General features: G+C 64.3%; 19 protein-coding genes. 18 read left to right on the top strand and 1 reads right to left on the bottom strand.

Annotated features, from left to right (window positions below):
- The first annotated feature begins 166 nt into the window (after window positions 1–166).
- The 14 genes from leuS (at window position 167) to B5G20_RS05330 (ending at window position 19,136) form a co-directional block, all read left to right on the top strand.
- Complete coding sequence (leuS, locus tag B5G20_RS05395) at window positions 167–2,758, top strand: leucine--tRNA ligase (RefSeq protein ID WP_087355764.1); 2,592 nt, start codon at window positions 167–169, stop codon at window positions 2,756–2,758.
- A 505-nt stretch (window positions 2,759–3,263) separates the two neighbouring features.
- Complete coding sequence (locus B5G20_RS05390; RefSeq protein ID WP_204207657.1) at window positions 3,264–3,593, top strand: cytidine deaminase; 330 nt, start codon at window positions 3,264–3,266, stop codon at window positions 3,591–3,593.
- A 169-nt stretch (window positions 3,594–3,762) separates the two neighbouring features.
- Window positions 3,763–4,257: a ribosome maturation factor RimP gene (gene rimP / locus B5G20_RS05385; RefSeq protein ID WP_087355760.1), complete on the top strand. Its 495-nt coding sequence runs from the start codon at window positions 3,763–3,765 to the stop codon at window positions 4,255–4,257.
- Between the two features lie 2 nt (window positions 4,258–4,259).
- Window positions 4,260–5,519 carry a transcription termination factor NusA gene (nusA, locus tag B5G20_RS05380; RefSeq protein ID WP_087355758.1) on the top strand — a complete coding sequence of 420 codons (1,260 nt, stop codon included), beginning with the start codon at window positions 4,260–4,262 and terminating at the stop codon, window positions 5,517–5,519.
- 97 nt (window positions 5,520–5,616) lie between these two features.
- The gene (gene infB / locus B5G20_RS05375) at window positions 5,617–8,289 is read left to right on the top strand and encodes a translation initiation factor IF-2 (protein ID WP_087355756.1); all 2,673 of its coding nucleotides are present in this window, start codon (window positions 5,617–5,619) and stop codon (window positions 8,287–8,289) included.
- A 15-nt stretch (window positions 8,290–8,304) separates the two neighbouring features.
- Window positions 8,305–8,784 (top strand): 30S ribosome-binding factor RbfA, encoded by a 480-nt coding sequence (rbfA, locus tag B5G20_RS05370; RefSeq protein ID WP_087355752.1) that lies wholly within the window; start codon window positions 8,305–8,307, stop codon window positions 8,782–8,784.
- On the top strand, window positions 8,777–9,820 hold the full coding sequence (locus B5G20_RS05365) for a DHH family phosphoesterase (RefSeq protein ID WP_239286885.1): 1,044 nt from the start codon (window positions 8,777–8,779) through the stop codon (window positions 9,818–9,820). Before rbfA ends, B5G20_RS05365 begins: the two co-directional genes overlap by 8 nt.
- 9 nt (window positions 9,821–9,829) lie before the next feature.
- Complete coding sequence (gene truB / locus B5G20_RS05360; RefSeq protein WP_087355749.1) at window positions 9,830–10,783, top strand: tRNA pseudouridine(55) synthase TruB; 954 nt, start codon at window positions 9,830–9,832, stop codon at window positions 10,781–10,783.
- A complete protein-coding gene (gene ribF, locus B5G20_RS05355) occupies window positions 10,780–11,793 on the top strand; it encodes a riboflavin biosynthesis protein RibF (RefSeq protein ID WP_239286884.1) in 1,014 nt (337 codons plus the stop codon). The genes truB and ribF overlap by 4 nt, the downstream gene beginning before the upstream one ends.
- Complete coding sequence (gene dnaG / locus B5G20_RS05350) at window positions 11,783–13,825, top strand: DNA primase (protein ID WP_087355747.1); 2,043 nt, start codon at window positions 11,783–11,785, stop codon at window positions 13,823–13,825. The genes ribF and dnaG overlap by 11 nt, the downstream gene beginning before the upstream one ends.
- A gap of 104 nt (window positions 13,826–13,929) precedes the next feature.
- Complete coding sequence (gene rpoD / locus B5G20_RS05345; RefSeq protein WP_087355745.1) at window positions 13,930–15,255, top strand: RNA polymerase sigma factor RpoD; 1,326 nt, start codon at window positions 13,930–13,932, stop codon at window positions 15,253–15,255.
- Window positions 15,256–15,484: 229 nt separating this feature from the next.
- Window positions 15,485–15,922, top strand: a complete 438-nt coding sequence (locus B5G20_RS05340; protein ID WP_087355816.1) for a prepilin peptidase — start codon at window positions 15,485–15,487, stop codon at window positions 15,920–15,922.
- A 273-nt stretch (window positions 15,923–16,195) separates the two neighbouring features.
- Complete coding sequence (locus tag B5G20_RS05335) at window positions 16,196–17,449, top strand: HD domain-containing protein (protein ID WP_087355743.1); 1,254 nt, start codon at window positions 16,196–16,198, stop codon at window positions 17,447–17,449.
- Between the two features lie 304 nt (window positions 17,450–17,753).
- Window positions 17,754–19,136: a replication-associated recombination protein A gene (locus B5G20_RS05330; RefSeq protein WP_087355741.1), complete on the top strand. Its 1,383-nt coding sequence runs from the start codon at window positions 17,754–17,756 to the stop codon at window positions 19,134–19,136.
- A gap of 362 nt (window positions 19,137–19,498) precedes the next feature.
- Here B5G20_RS05330 and B5G20_RS05325 read toward each other — a convergent pair whose 3' ends face one another.
- The gene (locus tag B5G20_RS05325; protein WP_158094396.1) at window positions 19,499–20,872 is read right to left on the bottom strand and encodes an MATE family efflux transporter; all 1,374 of its coding nucleotides are present in this window, start codon (window positions 20,870–20,872) and stop codon (window positions 19,499–19,501) included.
- Between the two features lie 204 nt (window positions 20,873–21,076).
- Between B5G20_RS05325 and B5G20_RS05320 the strand changes: the two genes are divergently transcribed.
- The 4 genes from B5G20_RS05320 to B5G20_RS05305 are packed head-to-tail and all read left to right on the top strand — an operon-like array spanning window position 21,077 to window position 24,332.
- A complete protein-coding gene (locus B5G20_RS05320) occupies window positions 21,077–21,703 on the top strand; it encodes a hypothetical protein (RefSeq protein ID WP_204207655.1) in 627 nt (208 codons plus the stop codon).
- Window positions 21,696–22,073: an ATP-binding protein gene (locus B5G20_RS05315; protein WP_087355737.1), complete on the top strand. Its 378-nt coding sequence runs from the start codon at window positions 21,696–21,698 to the stop codon at window positions 22,071–22,073. Before B5G20_RS05320 ends, B5G20_RS05315 begins: the two co-directional genes overlap by 8 nt.
- Window position 22,074: 1 nt before the next feature.
- The gene (locus B5G20_RS05310) at window positions 22,075–22,866 is read left to right on the top strand and encodes a SigB/SigF/SigG family RNA polymerase sigma factor (RefSeq protein ID WP_087355735.1); all 792 of its coding nucleotides are present in this window, start codon (window positions 22,075–22,077) and stop codon (window positions 22,864–22,866) included.
- Between the two features lie 32 nt (window positions 22,867–22,898).
- Window positions 22,899–24,332 carry an AI-2E family transporter gene (locus B5G20_RS05305; protein WP_087355815.1) on the top strand — a complete coding sequence of 478 codons (1,434 nt, stop codon included), beginning with the start codon at window positions 22,899–22,901 and terminating at the stop codon, window positions 24,330–24,332.
- The last annotated feature ends 19 nt before the right edge of the window (window positions 24,333–24,351 follow it).

Here is a 24,351-nt window from a genome sequence, read left to right as displayed (position 1 = left end):
TTTTGCTAGAATCAAGCTCGTTACCACTATGGCAGCGGGTTTCCCCTTCTCCTCCCCGCAAGTTCCGCACGAGCCGGAGGCGCCAGTGGCGCCTCCGTGCGAGTCAGGACTGTTCGCAGCGGGGAGGAGAAGGGGAAACCCGCTCCCTCAGTAAAAGGAGCAGCACATGTGCGACTGTGCCGACCACAAGCACGCCCCCGGGGAGATTCCCGCCTATGATGCACAGGCCATTGAGGCCAAGTGGATGCGCATCTGGGACGAGGAGAACCTCTTTGCCGTCGATACCGACCCCAGCAAGCCCAAGAAGTACGTACTCGAGATGTTCCCGTACCCCTCGGGCGACCTGCACATGGGTCACGCGCGCAACTACACCATCGGCGACGCCATGGCGCGCCAGGCACGTATGCGCGGCTTTGACGTGCTGCATCCCATCGGCTTTGATGCGTTTGGCCTGCCGGCCGAGAACGCCGCCATCAAGCACAACACGCAGGCTGCCGAGTGGACGTACAAGAACATGGACCAAGCGCTTGCCACCATGCGGCGCATGGGCTTCTCCTACGATATGGACCGCCTGGTAAAGACCTGCGACCCCGATTACTACAAGTGGGGTCAGTGGATCTTTGAGAAGCTCTGGGAGCGCGGGCTCGTCTATCGCAAAAGGAGTCCTGTCAACTGGTGCCCCACCTGCAAAACCGTGCTCGCCAACGAGCAGGTCACCGAGGGCAAGTGCTGGCGCTGCGGCTCCGAACCCGAGAAGCGTGACCTCGAGCAGTGGTACTTCAAGATCACCGACTACGCCCAGGAGCTCTTGGACGACCTCGACAAGCTTCCCGGCTGGCCCGAGCGCGTCAAGCAGATGCAGGCCAACTGGATCGGCCGCTCTGAGGGTGCGGAGGTCGACTTTACCCTCTGCGACGCCGAGGGCGAGCCCATCGCGGGCGACGAGGGCAAGATCACCGTCTTCACCACGCGCGCCGACACGCTCTTCGGGTGCACCTTCTTCCTGCTGGCTCCCGAATACGAGGGACTCATGGACCTCGTGGCCGGCACGCCGTACGAGCGCGATGTGAAGGCCGTCATCGAGGGCGCCAAGAAGATTTCGGCCGTGGAGCGCGCTCAAGGCACGCTGGAGAAGCATGGCGCCTTCACGGGGCGCTACGTGGTCAACCCGGTGTCGGGCACGAAGGTGCCCGTGTGGGTCGCCGACTACATCGTCTCCGACTACGGCACCGGCGCGGTCATGGCCGTTCCGTGCGGCGACCAGCGCGACTTTGAGTTCGCACGCAAATATGGCCTGCCCATCGTTCCCATCATCCTAACTGATGAGGATCGCGCCGCCGTTGAGGCCACGGGCGAGTCGATCGATACCTATCATGCGGAATCCGTCGATTGGACCGAGGCGCATACCGCCGAGGGCACGCTCGTGCAGTCCGGTAAGTACACCGGCATGCGCGGCGGCAAGCACTCCGAGGCCGAGGCCGCGATCGTCGCGGATCTCGAAGCTGCCGGCACGGGTCGCCGCAAGGTCGAGTTCCGTCTGCGCGACTGGCTCATCTCCCGTCAGCGCTATTGGGGCAACCCCATCCCCGCGGTCCACTGTGATCATTGCGGCATCGTACCGGTGCCCGAGGACCAGCTGCCCGTGACGCTCCCCGACAACCTCGACCTGGGAGCCGGCGAGACCCTCGCCGAGTGCAAGGAGTTCTACGAGACCACCTGCCCGGTGTGCGGTCGCCCGGCGCGCCGCGAGACCGACACCATGGACACCTTTACGTGCTCCAGCTGGTACTACCTGCGCTATTGCGATCCGCACAACGAAGCGCTGCCGTTCTCCCGCGAGGCGGCCGATCGCTGGATGCCCGTCGACAACTACATCGGTGGCATCGAGCATGCGATCCTGCACCTCCTCTACAGCCGCTTCTTTACCAAGGCCCTGCGCGACCTGGGGTTGCTCGACGTGGACGAGCCCTTTACCAACCTGCTCTGCCAGGGCATGGTCAAGGACGCCAACGGCGATACCATGTCCAAGTCCAAGGGCAACGTTGTGCCGCCTTCGAGCGTGATCGAGCCCTACGGTGCCGACACCATGCGCCTCGCGATCCTCTTTATCGCGCCGCCCGAGAAGGACTTTGACTGGGACGAGGAGGCCGTGGCGGGTGCCAACCGCTTTATCCGCCGCGCCTGGCGTATCGTCTGGCAGCTCGTCAACGCGGGCGATGCCGCGGCGGTGCTCAACAAGGGTGCGCTCGATGAGGCGGCGCTCACCCTCTACCGCGAACGCCACCGCACGCTCGCCAAGTGCACGGAGGACTTCGACCGTCAGCAGTTCAACACCGCCATCTCGGCGATCATGCAGCTCGTGAACGCTGCCTCGGCCTATCTCAACGCCACCGAGTCTGCGCCGGAGTCGCGCGATGCGGCGCTCTGCCGCCTGGTTGCGACCGATATCGTGAGCGCGCTTGCGCCCATCTGCCCCTTCTGGGCCGATGAGCTTTGGCACGAGGCGCTCGGCAACGAGGGCAGCGCGTACACCGCCCCCTGGCCGGAGTTTGACGTTGCCGAGGCCGCGAGCGACACGGTCGAGATTGCCGTTCAGGTGCTCGGCAAGGTGCGCTGCCGCATCAACGTCTCGGTCAACGCCACCAAAGACGAGGTTGAGCGCGCGGCACTCGAGAGCGCGTCCAAGTGGGTTGAGGGCAAGACGGTCATGAAGGTCATCGTCGTGCCCGGCAAGCTCGTCAACATCGTTGCCAAGTAGCGCTTGCGCGCTTGAGCCGCAACCTTGTTGCTTAAGGGGCGAAGGACGGCCGGATGGTCATCCTTCGCCCCTTTTCATGTTTACGGTTGCCCACACGGTTGATCATTGCGGGCATTGGGGCTGCTTTTCTCAGGCTGGACCGCTTGCTGGTCAAAATCCGGAGAAATCAACGATTGTCTGTGGGTTTAGCTTGGATGCATGCGTGCCGACCTGCGGTTTCTTGTTGGCCATTGGCTTTCGTGCCCCCAGCATGCCTCGCGTGGGCTGTGGGAATCGTTGATTTCTCCAGATTTTGACCAGCGTTAGGTGTTTTAGCTTTGCTCTGAGAATCCTCGTTTGATGCCGCATGCAAAAGCGCGCATACTGCAGTCGATATATTCAGGTTTCGATAAACCCTTGCGCCGCGCTGCGCTCGAGCCTCATGGGGATGGTCACAACGATGAAAACTTCAACAATTTGGGACGAGCTTATCAGCGCAGCGAGACGGGTGCAGAACCCACGCGCGGTGTCAGAGCTTGTCGAAGCGGGAGACGTCGCGGCTGCGCTGCAGACGTCGTCGGGGAGCATCTTCTCGGGCGTTTGCATCGACACTGCCTGCTCGCTTGGCATGTGTGCCGAGCGCAATGCCATAGCCCACATGGTCACTGAGGGGGAGGGCCATATCGTGCGGTTAGTGGTCCTCATGCCCGATGGCAGCGTCGGCATGCCATGTGGCGCCTGCCGCGAGCTCATGATGCAGCTCGGGGGAGATGCGGCCGCTATCGAGATTCTTGCCGACGCCAACACCTTTTGTACCGTTCGGCTGGCCGACCTCCTGCCGACCTGGTGGAGCTGATCGCTTCTCTAGTTAACCACGTGCCTGTTCGTGGACGAAGTGTGGAGAATCGGCGCACTTCACACCCATTTGCGCTTGTGCTAAGCTCTGTAGCTGGTAATTGACGTTGTTGTAGAGAAGGGAGCGGGGCATTTGCCCTGTTCCCTTCTTGTTTGAGAAGGAGGGGTTGATGGTCAAGAGCCCGACCGAGCAGCGCATCATTGACGCGCTCGAGGAGCTCGCCGCAGAGCACGGGGTCGACATCGTCGACGTCGAGCTCACCGGCGCTACCAAGGCGCCCTGCGTGCGGGTGCGCATCGAGGGGGCCGACGGTTCGGCCTTTACGCTCGACCAGATCACGGCCGAGACCGGCTGGGTCTCCGACGCCATCGAGGCGCTCGACCCCGTGAGCGGTTCCTACACCCTCGAGGTGTCTAGCGCCGGCATGGCGCGCCCGCTCCGCCGCCCGCGCGACTTCGCCCGTTTTGTCGGCGAGGATGTCGAGCTCACCACCACCGCCACCGAGGGTCGCCGCCGTTACAAGGGGCGTATCGAGTCGGCGGACGACGCCGCCGTCACGCTTGTGCTCGAGGGCGACGAGCAGGTGACCATCTCCTTTGACGAGGTTAAGAAGTGTACCCTGAAGCCGGTCTACGACTTCAAGGGCAAGAAGGAAGGGAAGTAGACATGGCATCCCAGATGATGGAAGCGCTCATGGAGCTCTGCCAGGAGAAGCACATCGACCAGCTCTACCTGATCGATCGCCTGGAGGAGTCGCTCGCCAAGAGCTACACCGACATCCTGCACCTGCCCTTTGGCGCCGAGGTCACCATCGACCGCGCCACGGGCAAGGTCTACGTCTATGAGCTCGTGCCCGTCGAGGAGTCCTACAACGAGGAGACCGACGAGTACGCCGAGTTCACCAAGCGCGATGTGACTCCCAAGGACACGAGCCGCATCGCGGCAAAGCATGCCAAGGAGGAGATCAACGCCATCGTGCGCAACTCCGCGCGTCAGCAGATCTTTGAGGAGTTCTCCGACCGCATCGGCGACATCATCACCGGTACCGTTCTGCAGTCGACCCCCGACTTTACGATCGTCAAGATCCGCGAGGGCGTCGAGGCCGAGCTTCCGCACTTTGACCTGCGCCGTCATCACGACGAGGACGGCAACCCCACCGAGCGCAACGAGCGCCCGGCGGGCGAGCGCTACCTGCACAACCAGCGTATCAAGGCCGTTATCATCGACGTGCGCGACCCCAACAGCACCGTGCAGCCGGTGCGCGGCGAGCACTCGCGTCCGCCCATTGTCATCAGTCGTACGCACCCCATGCTCATCCGTCGCCTCTTTGAGCTCGAGGTTCCTGAGGTCTACGAGGGCACCGTCGAGGTCATGAGCGTTGCCCGCGAGCCCGGTCAGCGCTCTAAGGTGGCCGTGCGCTCGCTCGACCCGCGCCTCGACCCGGTGGGCGCCTGCGTGGGTCCCAAGGGCAGCCGTGTGCGTACCGTTGTCTCGGAGCTCCGCGGTGAGCGCGTTGACGTTATCCTCTGGGACGCCGACCCGTCGCGCTACGTGGCCAACGCCCTCTCGCCGGCCAAGGTCACCCGCGTGCTCATCGACGAGGAGAAGAACTACGCCGGCGTGATCGTGCCCGACGACCAGCTCTCGCTCGCCATCGGCAAGGAGGGGCAGAACGCCCGCCTCGCCGCCCGCCTCACCGGCTGGCACATCGACATCAAGAGCGAGTCGCTCGCCGCGGACATCCTGCGCAACATCCCCGCGCGTCCGGAGCCCGAGGAGAGCCTCATCGATGAGGGCGAAGAGCCGGCGCGCTGCCAGTATGTGAGCGAGGACGGTGTCCAGTGCCGCAACCAGGCCCGCCCGGGTTCGCGCTTCTGCGGCGTGCACGAGCAGGATGCCATCGACGCTGCGGAGGACCTGATCTAGCGCTCGGAGCGGCTCCGGCTCAGCCGTCCGCCGGCCCCGCGCTCGATCCGTCGTTCGTCTGGTGCACGCTCGCGTGCCCGAGAGGTAGGTGAAAGGTATGGCTAAGATTCGCGTCTCGAGCCTTGCCAAAGAATTCGGTATGACCTCCAAGGAGCTCTTGGGGCACCTTGAAGAAATGAAGATCCCCGCCAAGACCCCGTCCTCGGCGCTTGAGGACGCCTACGTGTCCATGGTGCGCAAGAAGCTCGCGCCGGTGCTCGAGGCCCGCGCCGCCGAGATCGAGGCCGCCCGTAAGGCCGAGGAGGAGGCCGCCGCCGCCGAGGAGGCCGCGAAGGCCCAGGCCGAGGAGGAGGCCCGTCTTGCCGCCGAGGCGCGCCGCGAGGAGGAGCGCAGGCTCTCGCTCGCTGCTGCCGCCGCCGAGGAGTGCGCGCGTGCCGCCCAGGCCGCTGCCGAGCAGGAGGCCCGCGACCGCGCCGAGCGCGAGGCTCGCGAGGCTGAGCTCGAGGCCAAGCGCCGCGCCGTGCCGGCAACCGACTCCGGCCAGCGCTTCCGGTCGCTGCTCGACCAGATCGCCCAGCAGGAGGTCGTGCTCAAGGAGAAGAAGGAGCACGAGGAGGTCGCCAAGAAGCAGCAGGCGACGGAGCGCGCCGCCCGTAAGGGCGATCGCCGCGGCGGTCGTGCCTCCGCGGGTCGCGATGCCGCCCCGAGCCATCGTCGCAACGCCTCCGCACCGGCAGTCCCCGCCGGTATGGACATGCCCGCGCCCGAGAAGGCTGGCAAGGGTAAGCGCCGCCGTGGTGGACACGCAGCCGAGGAAGACCGCTACAGCCGCATGGCGCGCGAGGCCGAGGAGTACAGCCGCGAGAAGGTGCTCGAGGAGGCCCGTGCCGCCGTTGAGGAGGCGAGCCGTGAGTCCACGGGCCGCCGCAAGAAGCGCAAGGAGAAGCGCGAGCGCGAGGCCGAGGCCGCACGCCAGGAGAAGAAGCTCGAGGAGGCCAAGGCCCAGGGCATCTCCGTGGAGGAACTCGACGCCGTGCGCGTCTCCGAGGGTGTGACCGTGGCCGAGCTTGCCGAGGCCCTCGACGTGCCCGCCAACGACATCATCAAGCGCCTCTTCCTGCTGGGCACGCCGCTCACCATGACGCAGTCGATGTCCACCGACCTCGTGGAGCTCGTGGCAGACGACCTTGGTCGCCAGATCAAGATCATCTCCCCCGAGGAGGAGAACTCCTTCACGTTCTACGACGATCCCGCCTCCCTCAAGCCGCGTCCGCCGGTGGTTACCGTTATGGGCCACGTCGACCACGGTAAGACGTCGCTCCTCGACGCGATCCGCCACACCGGCGTGGCCGCGCACGAGGCCGGCGGCATCACCCAGCACATCGGTGCGTCTGAGATCATGATCAACGGCCGTCAGATCACCTTCGTCGACACCCCGGGTCACGAGGCGTTCACCGCCATGCGTGCCCGCGGAGCCAAGGTCACCGACGTCGTCGTCCTCGTCGTTGCTGCCGATGACGGTGTCATGCCGCAGACCATCGAGGCCATCAACCACTCCAAGGCAGCCGGCGTGCCCATCGTCGTGGCCGTCAACAAGTGCGATAAGCCCGATGCCAATCCTGACCGCGTCCGTCAGGAGCTCGTGGAGTACGGCGTCATCCCCGAGGAGTGGGGCGGCCAGAACATGTTCGTCAACGTGTCGGCCAAGACGCGCGACGGCATCGACGACCTGCTCGAGACGATCCTACTCCAGGCCGACGTCCTCGAGCTCAAGGCCAACCCCGACACCTTTGCCTCGGGCTACATCCTCGAGGGCAAGCTCGATCGCGGCCGCGGCCCGGTGGCCACGGTGATCGTCAACCGCGGTACGCTCCATGTGGGCGACGCTGTGGTGGCCGGTACCTGCTTTGGCCGCGTGCGCGCCATGCTCGACCAGCACGGCCGGCCCAAGGATGCTGCCCGTCCCTCCGATGCCGCCGAGATTCTCGGCCTCGACGCCGTGCCCGTTGCCGGTGACGAGTTCCGCGTCTTTGAGGACGAGCGTGACGCCAAGAAGCTCGCTGACGAGCGTGCGCTCAAGGCCCGCATCGAGGAGCAGTCCAAGGTCAAGCACGTCACGCTCGAGACGCTCTTCGACGAGATGAACGAAAACGAGCTCAAGGAGCTCAACCTCGTCGTCAAGGCAGACGTTCAGGGCTCCATCGAGGCGCTCGCCGATGCGCTCGGCAAGATGGACCAGTCCGAGGTGCGCATCAACATCATCCACTCTGCGGTTGGTGCCATTTCCGAGACCGACGTGATTCTCGCCGCCGCCTCCAACGCCATCATCGTCGGCTTTGGCGTGCGTCCGCAGGCTAAGGCCCGCGACCTCGCCGAGCGCGAGAACGTGCAGATCAAGACCTACTCGATCATCTACAAGGCGATCGAGGACATCGATGCCGCGCGCATCGGTATGCTCAAGCCCACCGAGGAGGAGGTCCAGACCGGTACCGCCGAGGTCCGCGAGACCTTCCGCGTGCCCAAGGCCGGCCTCATCGCGGGCTGCATGGTCACCGAGGGCGAGATCGAGCGCACCGACAAGGTCCGCGTCGTGCGCGACGGCGTTGTGGTGTTCGATGGCAACTTCGGCTCGATGCGCCGCTTTAAGGATGACGTCAAGAGCGTCAAGGCCGGCTACGAGTGCGGTCTGGGCATCGAGAAGTTCCAGGACATCAAGGTGGGCGACATTCTCGAGGCGTACAAGGTCGTCGAGGTCGCCCGCACCGAGTAGGGGAGGGTTCTTGCCGTGAAGCAGAACAGCGTGACGCGCCGCCTCTCCGCACAGCTGCGCGAGAAGCTCGGCTATATCCTGCTTTTTGAGATCGCGGACCCGCGTCTCGACCTCGTGACGCTCACCGGCGTCGAGGTCACGCAGGACCGCTCCTTCGCGCGGATCTTTGTGTCGTGCGAGGGCGATCGCTATGAGGAGGTGCTCGAAGCGCTCAACAGCGCCAAGGGCCGTATCCGGAGCCTGCTCGCCCGCGCGCTCGACTGGCGCGTGACGCCGGAGCTCGAGTTTAGGATCGACCGGTCGACCGACGAGGCCGAGCGGATCGCCCGCGCGCTCGAGAACGTCCCCGAGACCCTTTCCGTCGCCAAGGACGACGAGGGCTACCCGCTGGTGGACGACGAGACTGCCAACGCGGACGACCTCTCGGCTGATGCCGATGAGGCTCTGGCCGACGAGGCCTATGCTGCCGACGACGAGGAGGGGGCCCGTGCATAAGGAGCCTCCTCGAGAGGACGCCTGCGAGTTTGCCGAGGCGTTCCAGCGCATCACCGAGCTCATCGAGGGCGCCGATACCATCGCCATCTCGGGGCACACCTCCCCGGATGGCGATGCGCTCGGCTCCGTCTTGGGGCTCGGGCTCGCCCTGCGTGCGCGGTATCCGCAGAAGGACATCGCCTTCCTTCTGGCCGATGACGCGCCCGTGCCGCGCATCTACCGTTTCCTTGAGGGTGCGGAGGAGCTCGCGCCTGCATGTCGGTATGCGCTCTCGCCCGACCTCTTTATCGCTGTAGACTGCCCCGTGCTCGAGCGCTTGGCGGATTCCGCCGAGATCGCGCGCCGCGCGTCCCACGTGGTGACCTTTGACCATCACCCCTGCCGCCAGGAGTTTGCCGAGGTGGCGGTTCGCCGCGTTAACTGCGCGGCGACGGCCGTGCTCATCGACAAGTACCTTGCGGTGACGGGCTATGAGCTCACCCCCGGGCTTGCCACGGCGCTGCTCTGTGGCATCGTTACCGATACCGGGCGTTTCCAGTATCAAAACGCCGACCCTGCCGCCTTTGCCGTGGCTGCGCACCTGGTCTCTCACGGTGCCGACCCCGCGCGCATCGCGCTTGAGGTCTACCAGAGCCAGCGTATCGAGTACCTCAGACTCGAGTCGCTCGTCATGGGCCGCATCAAGACCGTGGCCGATGGCCGCGTGGCCTATAGCTTTGCCCGCGCGGCCGACCTCGAGCGCCGTCATGTGAGCCAGGACGAGTGCGATGGCCTAGTTGACGTGGTGCGCTCGGTGCAGGGGGTGGAGGTGTGCCTCTTTCTCAAGGAGTCCCAGCCAGGATGCATCCGGGGCAACCTGCGCTCCAAGGGCGCGCTCGACGTGTCGGGCGTTGCCGCCTCCTTTGGAGGGGGTGGGCACGCCGCCGCAGCTGGCTTTACCTATAAGGGAACGATCGAGGAGGCGCTTGAGCGCGCCCTGCCGCAACTCGCCGAGCTCGTGGGGGCCGACCCCGCAAGCATCTGCGTAACGCTCTAGGGGTCGCGCATGGCAAAACGTACCCCGAGCACCCTCAATCTGCTTATCGGCATCGACAAGCCTGCCGGTATGACCTCGCACGACGTTGTCGCGCGCGTGCGACGCGCCCTCAACGAGCGGCGCGTGGGGCATGCCGGCACGCTCGACCCGCTCGCCACGGGCGTCATGGTGGTGGGCGTGGGGCAAGCCACGCGCCTCTTGGGACTCCTCACGCTCAACACCAAGGCCTACGTGGCGCAGATTCTCTTTGGTGCCGAGACCAATACCGACGACGCCGAGGGCGAAGTCACCCGCACGGCCGACATCCCCGCGGAGCTCTTCGACCCCGCGTTTGCCGTTGAGGCGCTGGCCCGCACCTTAGGTCCCCAGGAGCAGGTGCCGCCGGCGTTCTCGGCCATCTCGGTTGACGGTGTGCGCTCTTACAAGCGCGCCCGTGCGGGCGAGGCGGTTGAGCTTCCCGCACGCCCCATCGAGGTATTCGATGCCCTTCTTTTGGGTATCGAGGAAAAAGACGGCCGCCCGCTCTGGACGGTCGCCTTCACGGTGAGCAAGGGCACCTACATCCGGGCGCTTGCGCGCGACCTCGGCCGCGCACTCGGTAGTGCGGCGCATCTCGCCGAGCTCCGTCGCACGGCCTCGGGTGGCATCGGCATCGGCTCATGCCTGGCGCTCGACGGCCTCACGGTGCGCGAGGCGCGCGCCCGCGCAATCGATCCTGTTGCTGCTCTGGGCGTGCAGGGGGTTGCGCTCGCCGAGCGCTGGCGAAGTGACGTCCTCTGCGGTCGTCGCCTGCCCTTTGAGGCGCTGCCCGGTCGCGTGCTCGGCGAAGGTACCGTGCCCGAGCGATCGGCGAGCCTTGGGCTCTCGATTGCCGGTGAGCTCGTGGCACTCGCCCACGTGGACGCCAGCTCTATCGTGATGGACCAGGTCTTTCCGCAACCTATTGGAGGTGTTCGCCTATGATGCCCGACCGCTCGGAGCTTGCGCGCGACTTCCTCCTCACGCGCGAGTCCGCACCCATCTACCGCATCCCCAACCTCAACGCGGCGGAGCCCTTAGGGCCCGCCGCCATCGCCATCGGCGCCTTTGACGGCCTGCACACCGGTCACCGCGAGCTCATCGCCCGGACGGTTGCCGACGCGCGCGACCGGGGTTGCGCCGCCTATGCCGTGACCTTTGACCCCGATCCGGACGTCGTGCTCGGGGGCGATCCGGTGGCACATCTGCTCCCCATGGCCGAGCGCCTGCGCGCGCTGGCCGCCACGGGGGTGGACGGGGTCATCGTCGTCCCCTTTACCCGCGAGCTTGCGGCGCTCGACCACGCTGCCTTCTTTGAGCGGGTGCTCTTCCCGGTCTGCCGTGTGTGCTCCATCCATGTGGGGAGCGATTTTAGGCTCGGCGCGGGCGGGGCCTCCACCGTCGAGGTCATCCGCGCCTGGTGCGCCCCGCGCGGCATCGACGTGACGGGTCACGAGCTTGTGCGCGACGATGGAGTCCCCATCTCCGCCACGCGCATCCGCGGCCTTCTTGCTGCGGGCGATGTGGTGGCCGCTGCTCACGAGCTCGGACGTCGCTTTGCCGTGCGCGGCATCGTCTCCAAGGGCCGCCACGAGGGGTCCGATATGGGCTTTCCCACGGCAAACATCGTCGTGCCTGCTGGCCTTCAGATGCCCGCAGACGGCGTTTACGCCGGGCTTGCGCTCACCGAGGGGTGGGTGTGGCCCGCCGCCATCAACGTCGGCGTTCCCCCGACCTTTGCCGACCGTCCCGGTGCCGCCGCGCTCGAGGCCAACCTCATTGGATTTTCCGGCGAGCTCTACGGTACAACCTGTGCCCTTGCCTTTGACCGCCGCCTGCGTCCCTCGCGGGTCTTTGACTCCACCGAGGAGCTCATTTCCGCGGTTCTGGGTAACATCGCCGAGGTGCGTGCCGAGTTTGGCGAGGGCGGGGTGAAGCTCGGCGATGATCTCTGACGAGGATCGCGAGCGGGTCCGCGCCGCCACCGACCTCGTGGCGCTTGTGCAGGAGACCGTGCCGCTTCAACCGCGCAACAAGGAGTTCTGGGGCTGCTGCCCCTTTCACGGCGAGAAGACACCGTCGTTTCACATCATCCCTGCCACGCAGGTATGGCATTGCTTTGGCTGCGGTGAGGGCGGGGACTGCTTTACCTACGTCATGAAGCGCGAGAACCTCTCGTTCCCCGAGTCGATCCGCTATCTGGCCGACCGCGCGGGCATCGAAATCCACGACGATTACGATGGTCGCCCTCGCGGTTCCAAGCGTTCGCGCATCATCGAGGTGTGCGAGGAGTCCTCGCAGTTCTTCCACACCATGCTCATGCGCGGCAAGGACAACCGTCCGCGTGCCTACTTTGCCTCGCGCGGGATGGGCGGTGCCGTCTGCAAGCGCTACCGCCTGGGGTTTGCACCGGGGCGGGGGAGCCTTGTGGCGCATCTCTCCTCCAAGGGCTTTACGACGCAGGAGATGATCGACGCCAACGTTGCCATCCGGCGCGACCGCGGCAACCTTGCCGACCGCTTCTACGACCGGGTGATGTTCCCCATCTTTGACGAGCTTGGGCGCTGCATCGCTTTTGGCGGGCGCATTATGGGCGACGGCCAGCCCAAGTACCTCAACACGGCCGAGACAGCGCTCTTTCACAAGAAGCGCAACCTCTACGGCTTTAACTGGGCAAAAGACCAGATCGTCGCGCGGGCCGAGGCCGTGGTGGTCGAGGGCTACACCGATGCCATCGCCTGCTACGAGGCGGGGATCGGCAACGTCGTGGCAACGCTCGGCACTGCCCTCACCGAGCATCACGTAAAGACGCTCACCCGCTTTGCCAAGAAGATCATCTACCTTTTTGACGGGGACGCTGCCGGTCAGAAGGCGGCTGAGCGGGCTATCCAGTTTATCGAGAGCGATGCCATTGACCTGCGCTGCGTCGTGCTGCCCGACGGCAACGACCCCATGGAGTTCATCACCGCGCACGGCGGGGACGCGCTGCGCGAACGTCTTGACGCCTCCGAGCCCCTCATGGAGTTTGTCTTCCGCAAGCTCGAGGAGCGCTCGGATGTCTCCACGCCGGGCGGACGCACGCGCGCGCTCGAGGAGGCACTGCGGCTCATCTATCCGCTTCGTGTGAGCTACATGATCGATTCGTACTACCTCAAGATTGCCGACCGTGTGGGGCTCGATGTCGAGAACGTACGGAGTGCCGCGCCGCGGGTGTTCCGCGAGGTGGAACGCGAGGAGGCCGAGCGTGAGCGCCGGGCGGGCGCACGCGAGCGCTACCAGGCATCACAGGCCCTAGGGCGCGACCGTACTCCGACCGCGCAGGTTGCACCGGCGTCGAGGGAGCCCTATGACGAGGTGCCGCTCGACGCCTATGGAGTCGCCCCCGTGCCGCCGGCGCCGGAGGATGACCCGTGGCGCACGACGGGCGACGTGCCCGCCTCGGCCACCGGTGCGGGTGCCGCGGCCCCGGTAGTTCTGACCGAGCTCGAGCGCCGCTCCCTCACGAGCGAGCGCGAGCTCCTTACGCTTCTCACGGCGCATCCGGACGCCTTCCGCGCCTATGCGGAGCGCATCGTGGACATCGATTGGGTCGATCCCCGGCATGAGGCCATCGCCTGGGCGGTGCTCGCCACGCCGGAGGGCGCCACGCCCGTTGAGGCTATGGATGCCGCTCGCGCCGTGTGTCCCGAGGCGGCAACCCTCGTCTCGTCGGGCCGTATCTCGTCCACGAGCGCGCATCCCACCGACGTCAACATCAAATTCCTCCTCGATACGCTCGAGCTCTTTACCGTGCGGCGGCGTTTGCGGAGCGCCCAGGGCAAGCTCCGGCAGGGGAGCGGCCTCACGCGCGAGGAGCGCCGTGAGCTCACGATACAGGCATCGCAGGGAGCCGCGCGCATGCGCGAGCTCGAACGCGAGCTCGAGGGCGTTGCCGACCCATTTGCCGAGGGGTTGGTGCCCACGGGCGGATCTGCGGCGAGTGCTTGACGGGGTCGTGATGATTGAAACGTGGGGGTTTTCGACCAAAAGCCTGCTGGGTATACACAGGTGTGATAAAGTAATGAACCCTATGACTCTTGAAGGGAGACTCTGTGCCTCAAGCGAATGAGAATACCGCGGCCGAGCTCGATTCGTACGTCGACAAGCTCCTCGAGCGCGCGTCTGGGACGGGCTCGGTTTCTGAGGACGACATCCAGATCGTTCTCAAGGACGTCGAGGTCTCCGATGCGGAGCTCAACGGTCTCTACCGGTCGCTCCGCGAGCAGGGCGTCGAGATTGTCTCGCAGGGCGATGACGACTCCTCGCTCGGCGGCGACGACGCGGGCGTGCTTCGCGACGACCTCGATGACGACGAGTTTGAGGACGAGGACGTCCGCGCCGCTAAGAACGCTGACGCCGAGATGGCCTCCGTTGCCAAGCCCAAGCGCAAGTCCACGCTGCGCACCTCGCGCTCCCGCTCCCGCGCGCGCGGCATCGACGCCTCGACCGTTATGCTCACGGGCGACCCCGTGCGCATGTACCTCAAAGAGATCGGCAAGGTCGACCTTCTGACCGCCGAGGACGAGGTCGACCTCGCCATGAAGATCGAGGCCGGTCTTGCCGCCACCGACAAGCTCGAGGCGCACGAGCGCGGCGAGCTCGAGCTCACCCGTGCCGAGATGCGCCGCCTCACGCGCGTGGAGCAGGTGGGTCTCGACGCCAAGCAGGCCCTGATCTCGGCGAACCTTCGCCTGGTGGTCTCCATCGCCAAACGCTACGTTGGCCGCGGCATGCTCTTCCTCGACCTCATCCAGGAGGGCAATCTCGGTCTGATCCGCGCGGTCGAGAAGTTCGACTACGAGAAGGGCTTCAAGTTCTCCACGTACGCCACGTGGTGGATTCGTCAGGCCATCACGCGCGCCATCGCCGATCAGGCCCGTACCATTCGCATTCCCGTGCACATGGTTGAGACCATCAACAAGCTCATCCGTGTGCAGCGCCAGCTCCTGCAGGACCTTGGGCGCGACCCGACTCCCGAGGAGATCGGCGCCGAGATGGACATGTCGGCCGACCGTGTGCGCGAGATCCAGAAGATCAGCCAGGAGCCGGTCTCGCTCGAGACGCCTATCGGCGAGGAGGAGGACTCCCAGCTCGGAGACTTCATCGAGGACCATCAGGCCGTCGTTCCGCCCGATGCCGCGACGTTCTCCATGCTGCAGGAGCAACTCCAGCAGGTGCTCGATACCCTTGCCGACCGTGAGCGCAAGGTTATCGAGCTTCGCTTTGGCCTTGTGGACGGGCATCCGCGCACCCTCGAGGAGGTTGGCCGCGAGTTTGGCGTCACGCGCGAGCGCATCCGTCAGATCGAGTCCAAGACACTTGCCAAGCTGCGTCATCCCTCGCGCTCCACGCGCCTGCGCGATTACGTGGAGGACTAGCGCTGCGCGGTAAGCGCTTCTCAATAGGAACGCTTCTGAGCGGGGACGAGGGTTGAGCCTTCGTCCCCGCTTTGCTGTCTAGAAGCTTTGCCCCATGCGTCGCACGTAATATCGGGATAGAGGTCGGCAGTCGACGGCCCCACGGCGGCAGAACGGCACTCGTGCCGTTGTGTTCGTTTCGGACGATCCGGCCCTATAATGGCCTTCCCAGAGAGCGGGGGTGGTCCAGATGGGTGAGACGCTAGGTACGGTTTTCGACGTGGCGATGACGGTGGAACTTATCTGCGCGGCGGTGTTCGACGCGCGTGAACGTCGGCTGCCTAACGGCCTTGCCCTGCTCCTTGCGATAACGGCGGCGCTCCTGTGTGCGGCGCGAGACAGATTCTCGAGGCTGCTTATGCACGGTGTTGCCGCGATCGTAGTGGTCGGCGCACTGCTAGCATTTGAGATGGTCTGGCGCCGTGTGCGCCATACGGCAGGGCAGGGGATGGGCGACCTCAAGGCGCTTTTTGCGCTCTGTCTGGTGAGTCCTATCCGCGCGGTTGCCTCTTACGCCACAGCGCTCCTTGTGCTGGCGCTCGGGTGCCTTGTCTGCAAAAAGTCCTCGTTGCCCTTGCTGCCGTTTCTTGTTCCCGTCTTTCTTCTTAGCTTGACTATCTGGGTGTAATCTAACGCGTCAACCGTGGAAGGCGACCTACGCGGTTGACACACGTTGTTGTGCAAGGCGGCTCCAGTGAGAGTTTAAGTGCCTATCTGCGGCAACAGCGAACTCGCTTCTCCGTAGTTGTCGCAGATTGTAATCTAAAGAACCTGCACTGCGCGTTGCAACACATGCCCGTCCGCTCGGCAATACGCTTCTCGAGCTCAAACATACGGCTGTCGTGCGCTCTGTCCGCCCGATGTGCGATGATGGAGTGACCGATTCCGAGAGGAGCAAATCATGGCTGCCGCAGATCGAGAGACGACGTGCGCGCAGGTTCGGGAGCGCATGGGCCGTATTCAGGGAAGCCTTTCTCCTGAGCTGATTGAGCGCATGACCGATGACCGCGCTCGCGGTTGGCAAAACCCTTTCCGCACACCTGACGCTGCAGCCCTGCGCCGCGAGGACCGCCCCGGGGATGCGGCGAGCATCTGGCGCCCGGCCTTTGTGCGTGACGTGGAGAAGATTATCCACACACCGGCCTATAACCGCTATGCCGGCAAGACGCAGGTATTCAGCTTCCGCAGCAACGACGATCTTTCGCGCCGCGGGCTCCATGTGCAGCTCGTAGCCCGCATCGCGCGCGACATCGGCTACGCACTCGGGCTTAACGGCGACCTCATCGAGGCCATCGGCCTTGGGCACGACCTGGGCCATACACCCTTTGGCCACGCCGGTGAGCGCTGCCTCAACGAGGTGTTCCGTGAGCACACGGGCCGGTGGTTCTTCCATAACGTTCACTCCGTGCGCGTACTCGATCGGCTCTATGGGCGAAACCTCACTCTCCAGACGCTCGACGGGTGCCTCACGCACAATGGGGAGTACGAGCAGCAGGTCTTCTATCTGTCGGGTCTCAGCGGCTTTGCGGAGTTCGACGAGACGGTCGAGCGCTGTTACACCGATGGTGGCGTCGCGGTGGGGCATCTGCGCCCTATGACGCTCGAGGGCTGTGTGGTGCGCATCTCGGACATCATCGCCTACGTCGGGCGCGATCGGCAGGATGCCATTGCGGCCGGTCTTCTGGATGAAGATGCCTTTGAGGATGGGCTTGGTGGCGCATACAACTCCTGGATCTTGGAGCATGCCTCGGCCGATATCATCGAGCACAGCTACGGCAAGGACCATATCGAGATGAGCAGCGACCTTTTTGCCGAGATTCGACGCGCCAAGGCCGAAAACTATGCAAAGATCTATCGGTCGAGCGGCATCGAGGGAGAACGGGCCGAGGAGCTTGCGCGGGCATTCAGTCTTATGTACGAGCGCTGCCTGGCCGATCTGCGGTTGCGCGACGAGTCGAGCTACATCTTCCGGCACCATATCTTCCGTATCGAGCGGGCGCTGGCCTACTATGGGCGCACGTACGATTGGCAGCGCGACCTCAATCAGACGGTGGTTGATTACATCGCAAGCATGACCGATGGGTACTTTACCGAGCTCGCTTCGCGGTGGTTCCCCGAGATTCAGTTCCCACGGCGGACGTACATCAACGAGTAGGTGGGTTGAAGCTCGTCCTCTCGGCTGGACTCTGGAAATTGCGAACAGATGTTTGTTTCTGACACGATAGAGCCCGTCTCCATGCTATGATGGAAGCGGGCTCGGCAGTGCCCTCGTGCCCATTGCGTAGGGTGTCGCTCGCAGGCATACAAAGGGAAAGCGTCGGCGCTAAGCGGCGACTTCCCTAACTAAAACCAACGGCGCTGCCCAAGTTCCACCGTGGGCTATCGCCGAGTTCATTCTGCACGCATACCAGCTCTTTCGCAACCGCGGTTCACGCGGAGCCGCGCGGGGAAGGGACGCCATGGAAACCTTGTTCAGCCAGGGAGAAACCGAGCGCACGCTCAAAAACGCACCGCTTGCCGTCCGTATGCGCCCCACCACGCTCGATGAGTACGTGGGCCAGCAGAAAGCGGTCGGTCCGGGCTCGTGGCTCCGTTCGGCCATTGAGCACGACGTGCTCTCGAGCATGATTCTCTACGGGCCGGCTGGCACGGGAAAGACCACGCTCGCGCGCATCATCGCCGCGCATACAAGGAGTGAGTTTGTCGAGGTGTCGGCCGTAACCGGTACGGTCAAGGATCTCAGGCGCGAGATAGACGAAGCCAAACGACGGCTCATGGCGTACGACCGCCGGACCATCCTCTTTATCGACGAGATTCACCGGTTCAGTCGCTCACAGCAAGATGCGCTGCTCCATGCGGTCGAGAACCGCACGGTGGTTATGATCGGTGCTACGACGGAGAACCCGTACTTTGAGGTCAACTCGGCCTTGCTCTCGCGCTCGCGGGTAGTTGAGCTCGAGCATCTCTCTAACGACGATGTGGCGGTTCTGGTGCGCCGAGCACTCAAGGCGCCGCAGGGGCTCAATGGCAAGTTCACTGCTGAGGATGAGGTGGTAAACGCCATCTGCATGCTCGCGGCGGGCGATGCGCGCTCGGCGCTGACCACGCTTGAGCTTGCGAGTGAGATTGCCCTTACACGTCCTGCGTCAGAGAATACGCACGCAGAAACGGAAGCGGTTGCGGGGGATGGCGATGATGGGCCAATCGTCATCACCCTCGAGGACGTTAAAATGGCAAACCCCCGACGCGGTCTCTCGTACGACAAATCGGGCGACATGCACTACGACATCATCTCCGCGTTCATCAAGTCGATGCGCGGCAGCGATCCCGATGCCGCGGTGTACTGGCTGGCGCGCATGATCGATGCGGGTGAGGACCCCAAGTTCATCGCACGGCGTATCCTCATCGCCGCCTCGGAGGATATCGGCAATGCCGACCCGCAGGCGATTCTGGTGGCGGAGGCTGCCTTTAAGGCCGCTGAGGTGATCGGTTACCCCGAGTGTCGCATCAACCTCGCCCAAGCAGCGATCTATAACGCCCTTGCGCCCAAGTCCAATGCCTGTGAGGCGGCGATCGATGCCGCGCTCGCCGACGTCCGGACGAGCGGCCAGCGCGAGGTGCCCAACCACCTGCGCGACCGGCATCGTCCAGGTTCAGACGAGTACGGCCCGTATCGCTATCCGCACGATTATCCCGAGGGTTGGGTGGACCAGCAGTATCTTCCTGACGGCCTGGAGCGCGGCGCCTTTTGGAAGCCCGCTGGCCGTGGTTGGGAGGAATGGCGCGTGGAGCAGAGCGTTCGCGACCGCAGCGGCCGAGCTCCGCAGACCAATGACGAATAAGTTCGGAACGCGCGACCACAGAGGCAGGCGTCTTAGACCTGCGGTGCTCAGACACGGGTCAGGGTGGCGCTGCAGTCTAAGGTGGCGCTACGGCCCATGACGGCGTGTCTCGCGCGCTCAGACCTAAAACGCGCTTCACCCACCTATTGGGCGTTTTTCAGTTCTCGAACGCACAAAAGGTGAGTGAACGACAACGTGAAAATGTACAAAAGCTGAGTGAACGGCAAACCGGACCGCCTTGGATGCAACGTGCGGTGTTCTTAGCGCGGACTGAAGCGCGGGTGGCGCTGGATTTTCACGGGACAACGTGCCTCGAACGGACCAGTGTCTCAGCTGAGGGCTGTTGGGGCACGGGTCTCCAGCTACTCGGCAATCGCGGGCTCGAGCTGACCTTCCTCGAGCGACTCCTCACGCCGGGCCGACCCGTAGATCTTCTGACGGCGGAGCAGGTAGACCACACCCAAGAAGATAGTCATGAGCACCCAGGTCACCGGCTCGGTGATGCAGGTCCCCACATAGCCGAGCATAGGGATAAAGATCGTTGCGCCCACGGCCTTCATCGCGAGCTCTACGCAGCTCGAGGCAACGGGCGCCGCCTTGTAGCCCATCGACTGCATGGCGGTCCGGAGGCACAGAAGCACACCCAAGACGGGGAAGAACGGCAGATGGATCCGCATGGACATAACGCCGTTGGCGATAATCTGGGCGTTCTGCGTGCCGGTGATCAGTCGCATGAGGGGGTCGGACAGGAGGTAAACGATGACACAGGCAAGAACACCCCAAAGCACCTCAAGGCCGAGCACGCGTCGCAGCGTCTTCTGGATGCGCTCAAACTTGCCCGCGCCCCAGTTCTGCGAGACAAAGGTGGCGTTGGCGGTGGCGAGCACGCCGAGCGGCTGCATAAAAGCCTCGATGATCTTGCGCGAGGCCGTGTGCGCGGCGATCACGTTCTGGCCGAGGACGTTGTTGGCGCGCTGGAAGATGATCGTGCCAAGATTGACGACGCACATCATGAGCGCCATCGCCATTCCGGAGGAGAGAAGGCTCGGCCACAGCGCCCGCGAGGCCGCGATATCGCCGTGACGGGGGAGGAGCGTGCGGTACTTGCGCAGAAGCACGCTCGCGCAGAGCACGGCGGAGAGCCCCTGTGCGATTACGGTGCCGAGCGCCGTGCCCACGACCCCGAGCCCGAGCCCGATGATAAGGAAGAGGTCGAGCGCGATGTTCACGATGCTCGACACGATGAGGATGTAGAGTGGCGTCTTGCTGTTGCCGACCGCCTGGAGCACACCGGCGCACATGTTGTAGCACACGGTGGTGCAAAGCCCGGCGCAGAGGATCATCATGTAGATGTAGGACTGGTCGAAGATCTCGGCCGGGGTGTTCATAAAGGTAAGGAGCGGCACCATAAAGAGGAGCGAGCCTAGGGTGACGATGACCGTCATGCTCGCGTTGAGCACGAGCGTGCCGCCGACGGCGCGGCGCATGCGCGTGGCGTCGTGTGCGCCAAACGCCTGCGTGACGATGATCGCATAGCCGTTATTCATGCTGATGGTGAGACTCAGCAGCAGGTTGTAGAGGGCGGAAGCCGCACCGATGGCAGAGATGGCGCTGTCCCCGACGAAGTAGCCCATCTCCATGGTGTCGATCATGGTGTAGATCTGTTGAAAGATGTTGCCGATGAGCATCGGCGTCGCAAACGAGACGATAAGTCGGATGGGGGAGCCGACAGTCATATCCTTCGTTGCGCCGGTCTCGGTCGCATTCGTCCTTTTGCGGTTGGCCGTGCCCATTACTAAACCCCCTCGTCTTGATGTGCCGGGCGGCATGGTAGCACGAAACCATGTGTCAAGACCGCTGCCCATTCTGTTGAGCGGGCAAGATATCCGGGCAAACGGGTACTATAGAAATCTGTATATAAGCGCGGCAGCTTGCCGCCGATGAGCCGGGAGGCAGTAATGGACCCTCTCCAGATCGTATTGATTGTGGTCGCGATCGCAGCCGTATGGTTGCTCGTGGAGCTTGCGCTTCTTGCGCGTCGCGGGCGTGAGACCGTGCAGAACCTCGATAGCACCGTGGGCGAGATCAACGAGACGCTTGCCGAGGCTAAGCCTGTGATCGCCAAGCTCGACGACGCCCTCGAGGAGCTGCAGCCCGCCGTCCAGCGGGTCGAACCGCTCTTGGTAAGCGCCAACGTTGCGGTCGACGCGCTGTCGGCCAACCTCGTGGAGGTAGAGGCGGTGGTGCGCGATGTCGCGTCCTTTACCGATACCGCGGTGAGCGCTAAGAACGCCGCCCGCGATATGGCCGATTCCGCCTCGGGCGCCGTTCAGCGGCTCTTTGGCAAGAAAAAGCATCCGGCCGCGACGGACACCGACCGTGCGCTTATCGAGACCAGCGCTGCGGGCGAGGCACCCGCCCCCGCCGAAGGGGCCGATGAGGCACCCGAGCCAATCGAGCACCGCTACTACACCTACGACGACGAGCCCGCGGCCAGCACCGCTGTACAGGGCGATGCCGCGTCCCAGCCGGCCACGACTGAGGCGGGGGAGGCCGACCATGAGTAGCGCGATTTCCCCCATCACCCTTACCATCGCTGCCGACCCGCAACTTGCCCGGCTCGTCCGCATGACGGCCGCCAATGTTGCCGCCCTCTCGAGCATGTCCGTCGACCGCATCGAGGACATCCGCATGGCCGCCGAGGAGGCGTTTATCTACGTCTCGTCCATCAGCCCGGCGGGTGCGCTCACGGTCACCTTCGAGGTCGACGCTGAGCATGTCTCACTCACCTTTGCTACCGAGCTCGAGGACTTCCCCGAGCTCGACGACGGCGACCCTGCGGCCTATGCCGACCTCATTCTCTCCGCTGTGTGTGACGCGTATCAGAAGACGGCGTCGCCGGCGGCCCTCACGCTCAACCTCAAGGCGGATGTCTGATATGCCCCAGAAAAGCGCTTCCGGCAAGACCGCATGGGATAAGGAGAAGACCCACGAGCTCTTCCGCCGCTACAAGGAGGAGGGCGATCGCGACGCCCGCGAGAAGCTCGTCATGTCCCACCTCAACCTCGTGCGCTTTCTTGCCAACAAGTTCAAGAACCGCGGTGAGCCCATCGACGACCTCATGCAGGTGGGCTATCTCGGCCTCCTCAAGGCGATCGACGGGTTCGATCCCTCGCGCGGGCTCGAGTTCACCACGTACGCCACGCCTACCATCTTGGGCGAGATCAAGCGTCACTTCCGCGACAAGGGCTGGAGCGTTCGCGTGCCGCGCCGGCTTCAGGAGCTCTCGGCCAAGGTCAACCAGGCAACGGACGTGCTCACCACGCAAATGCAGCGCTCGCCTAAGATCGAGGAAGTTGCCGATTACCTAGGGGCCTCGGTAGACGAGGTGCTCGAGGCCATGGAGTCTTCTTCTGCCTATAGCTCCGTGCCGCTTGAGGGCACCGGTTCGGCCGAGAACGAAGACGCGCCCTCGATCATCGACCGGTATGCGACCGACGACAAGGATCTTGAGCACACCGACGACCGTCTCATGATCGAGGAGGCTCTGAGCGAGCTCTCTCCGCGCGAGCGTGAGGTCATCGAGCTCAGGTTCCGCGAGGGGCTCACGCAGATCGAGATGGCGGAGCGCCTGGGCATCTCCCAGGTTCAGGTCTCGCGCCTTCTGAGGCGCACGCTCAAGAAGATCCAGGACCGCATCGACCCGACTGGTTCGCTGGTGCGCTCATGACGCGCGACGAGGGTCGCACCCCGCGCCAGGGTATGTTCGCAGGTCGAAACGAAGCGGTGTTTGGGGCGGCGCTCCGCGTCTGGATCGTGGTGGGCGCGATCGTCATCGGGTCGGCGATCCTCAACGTGCTCGATGTCCTCGCTCCCGTTATTGAGTTCTTTGCCGTCGGGTCGCTCGTGGCCTTTGTGGCGGCACCCATCGTCAACGGGCTCTCCTCAAAGGGGGTCCCGCGCGGGGCCGCCGCCCTCATAGGGCTCGTTGTGGTGATCGCCGTCCTCATCTGCGTGCTCATGGTGGTGGCACCGCTCATCGTTGAGCAGCTTATCGAGCTCTTCTCGCGCGTTCCGGCACAGCTGCGCGACCTCGGCGATTGGATCGTCGACATCTCGGGGAACTTCAAGTTCTTGCGTGAGTCCTCGTTTGGTCAGAACTTTGGCTCCATCGTGGACAACGTGGCCGACGCTGCGGCGGGCTATGCCGCGCAGGTGGCTGGTGACCTCGGACGGGGCGTGTTCCCCTTCATCTCCACGGTGGGCTCCCAGCTCTTTGCCATCTTTTTGGGGTTTGTGCTTGCATTCTGGCTTGCCTGTGACTATCCGCGCATGCACCGCGAGATCGGTCAGATTCTGGGCGAGGGCCACGAGTCGAGCTACCGCTTCATGGTCGCGATTCTGGCGCGGTCGGTTGGTGGCTACATGCGCGGTATGGTCATAACCTCTCTGATCGACGGCGTCCTCTCGTACCTCGGTTTTCTGGTGGCGGGGCACCCGTATGCGCTGCTCATGGGCGTGCTCACGGCGCTCTTTCACCTGGTGCCCGTGGTGGGACCTGTCATCTCGTCGGGACTTGCCGTGCTGGTGGCCCTGTTCTACAGCCCCGCGCTCGCGTTCTGGACGCTTGTGGTGTGCGTCGTCGCGCAGAACATAACCGATAACGTTCTCTCGCCGCGCATCATGCAGTCGACGGTCTCGGTTCACCCGGCTATGAGTCTTACGGCCATCGTGATCGGGTCTGCCCTGATGGGGCCGCTCGGCATGGTGATCGCCATCCCGCTCTGCGCCGCGCTCAAGGGGCTCTTTATCTTCTACTTTGAGAAACAGACTGGGCGACAGATCGTCTCGTGGGACGGCGCGGTCTTCCAGGGTCAACCGTTCCACGACGACGAGGGACATCCCGTTCCTGCCTACGATGCGCTCGGCGACGATACCTTTGTGAGCGACTCGCAACTCATTCCCGATGAGGCCGCCCCCTCTGCTGAGGCGGAGCCGCGCCCGTATGAGCTCGACAACCCGTGGGCCAAGCTCGCGGCGCTCAACAACAACCTTCAGGCAGGTGGCACCGGGGTCTTCCGCAACCCGTTTGCCTCCGACGACTCCTCGGGCGGGGGCGCGGGGGCGCGTCAAACCGGCAAGGATCATGGCAGTGCCAAACACTCCGCGGGCCGCGGCAAGGGAAAAACTTCCTAGCCATCGAGGGGTTTCGCTA

The sequence above is a fragment of the Collinsella sp. An7 genome, from assembly GCF_002159335.1.
Lineage (GTDB): Bacteria > Actinomycetota > Coriobacteriia > Coriobacteriales > Coriobacteriaceae > Coprousia.
This window is presented reverse-complemented; position numbering and strand designations above follow the sequence as displayed.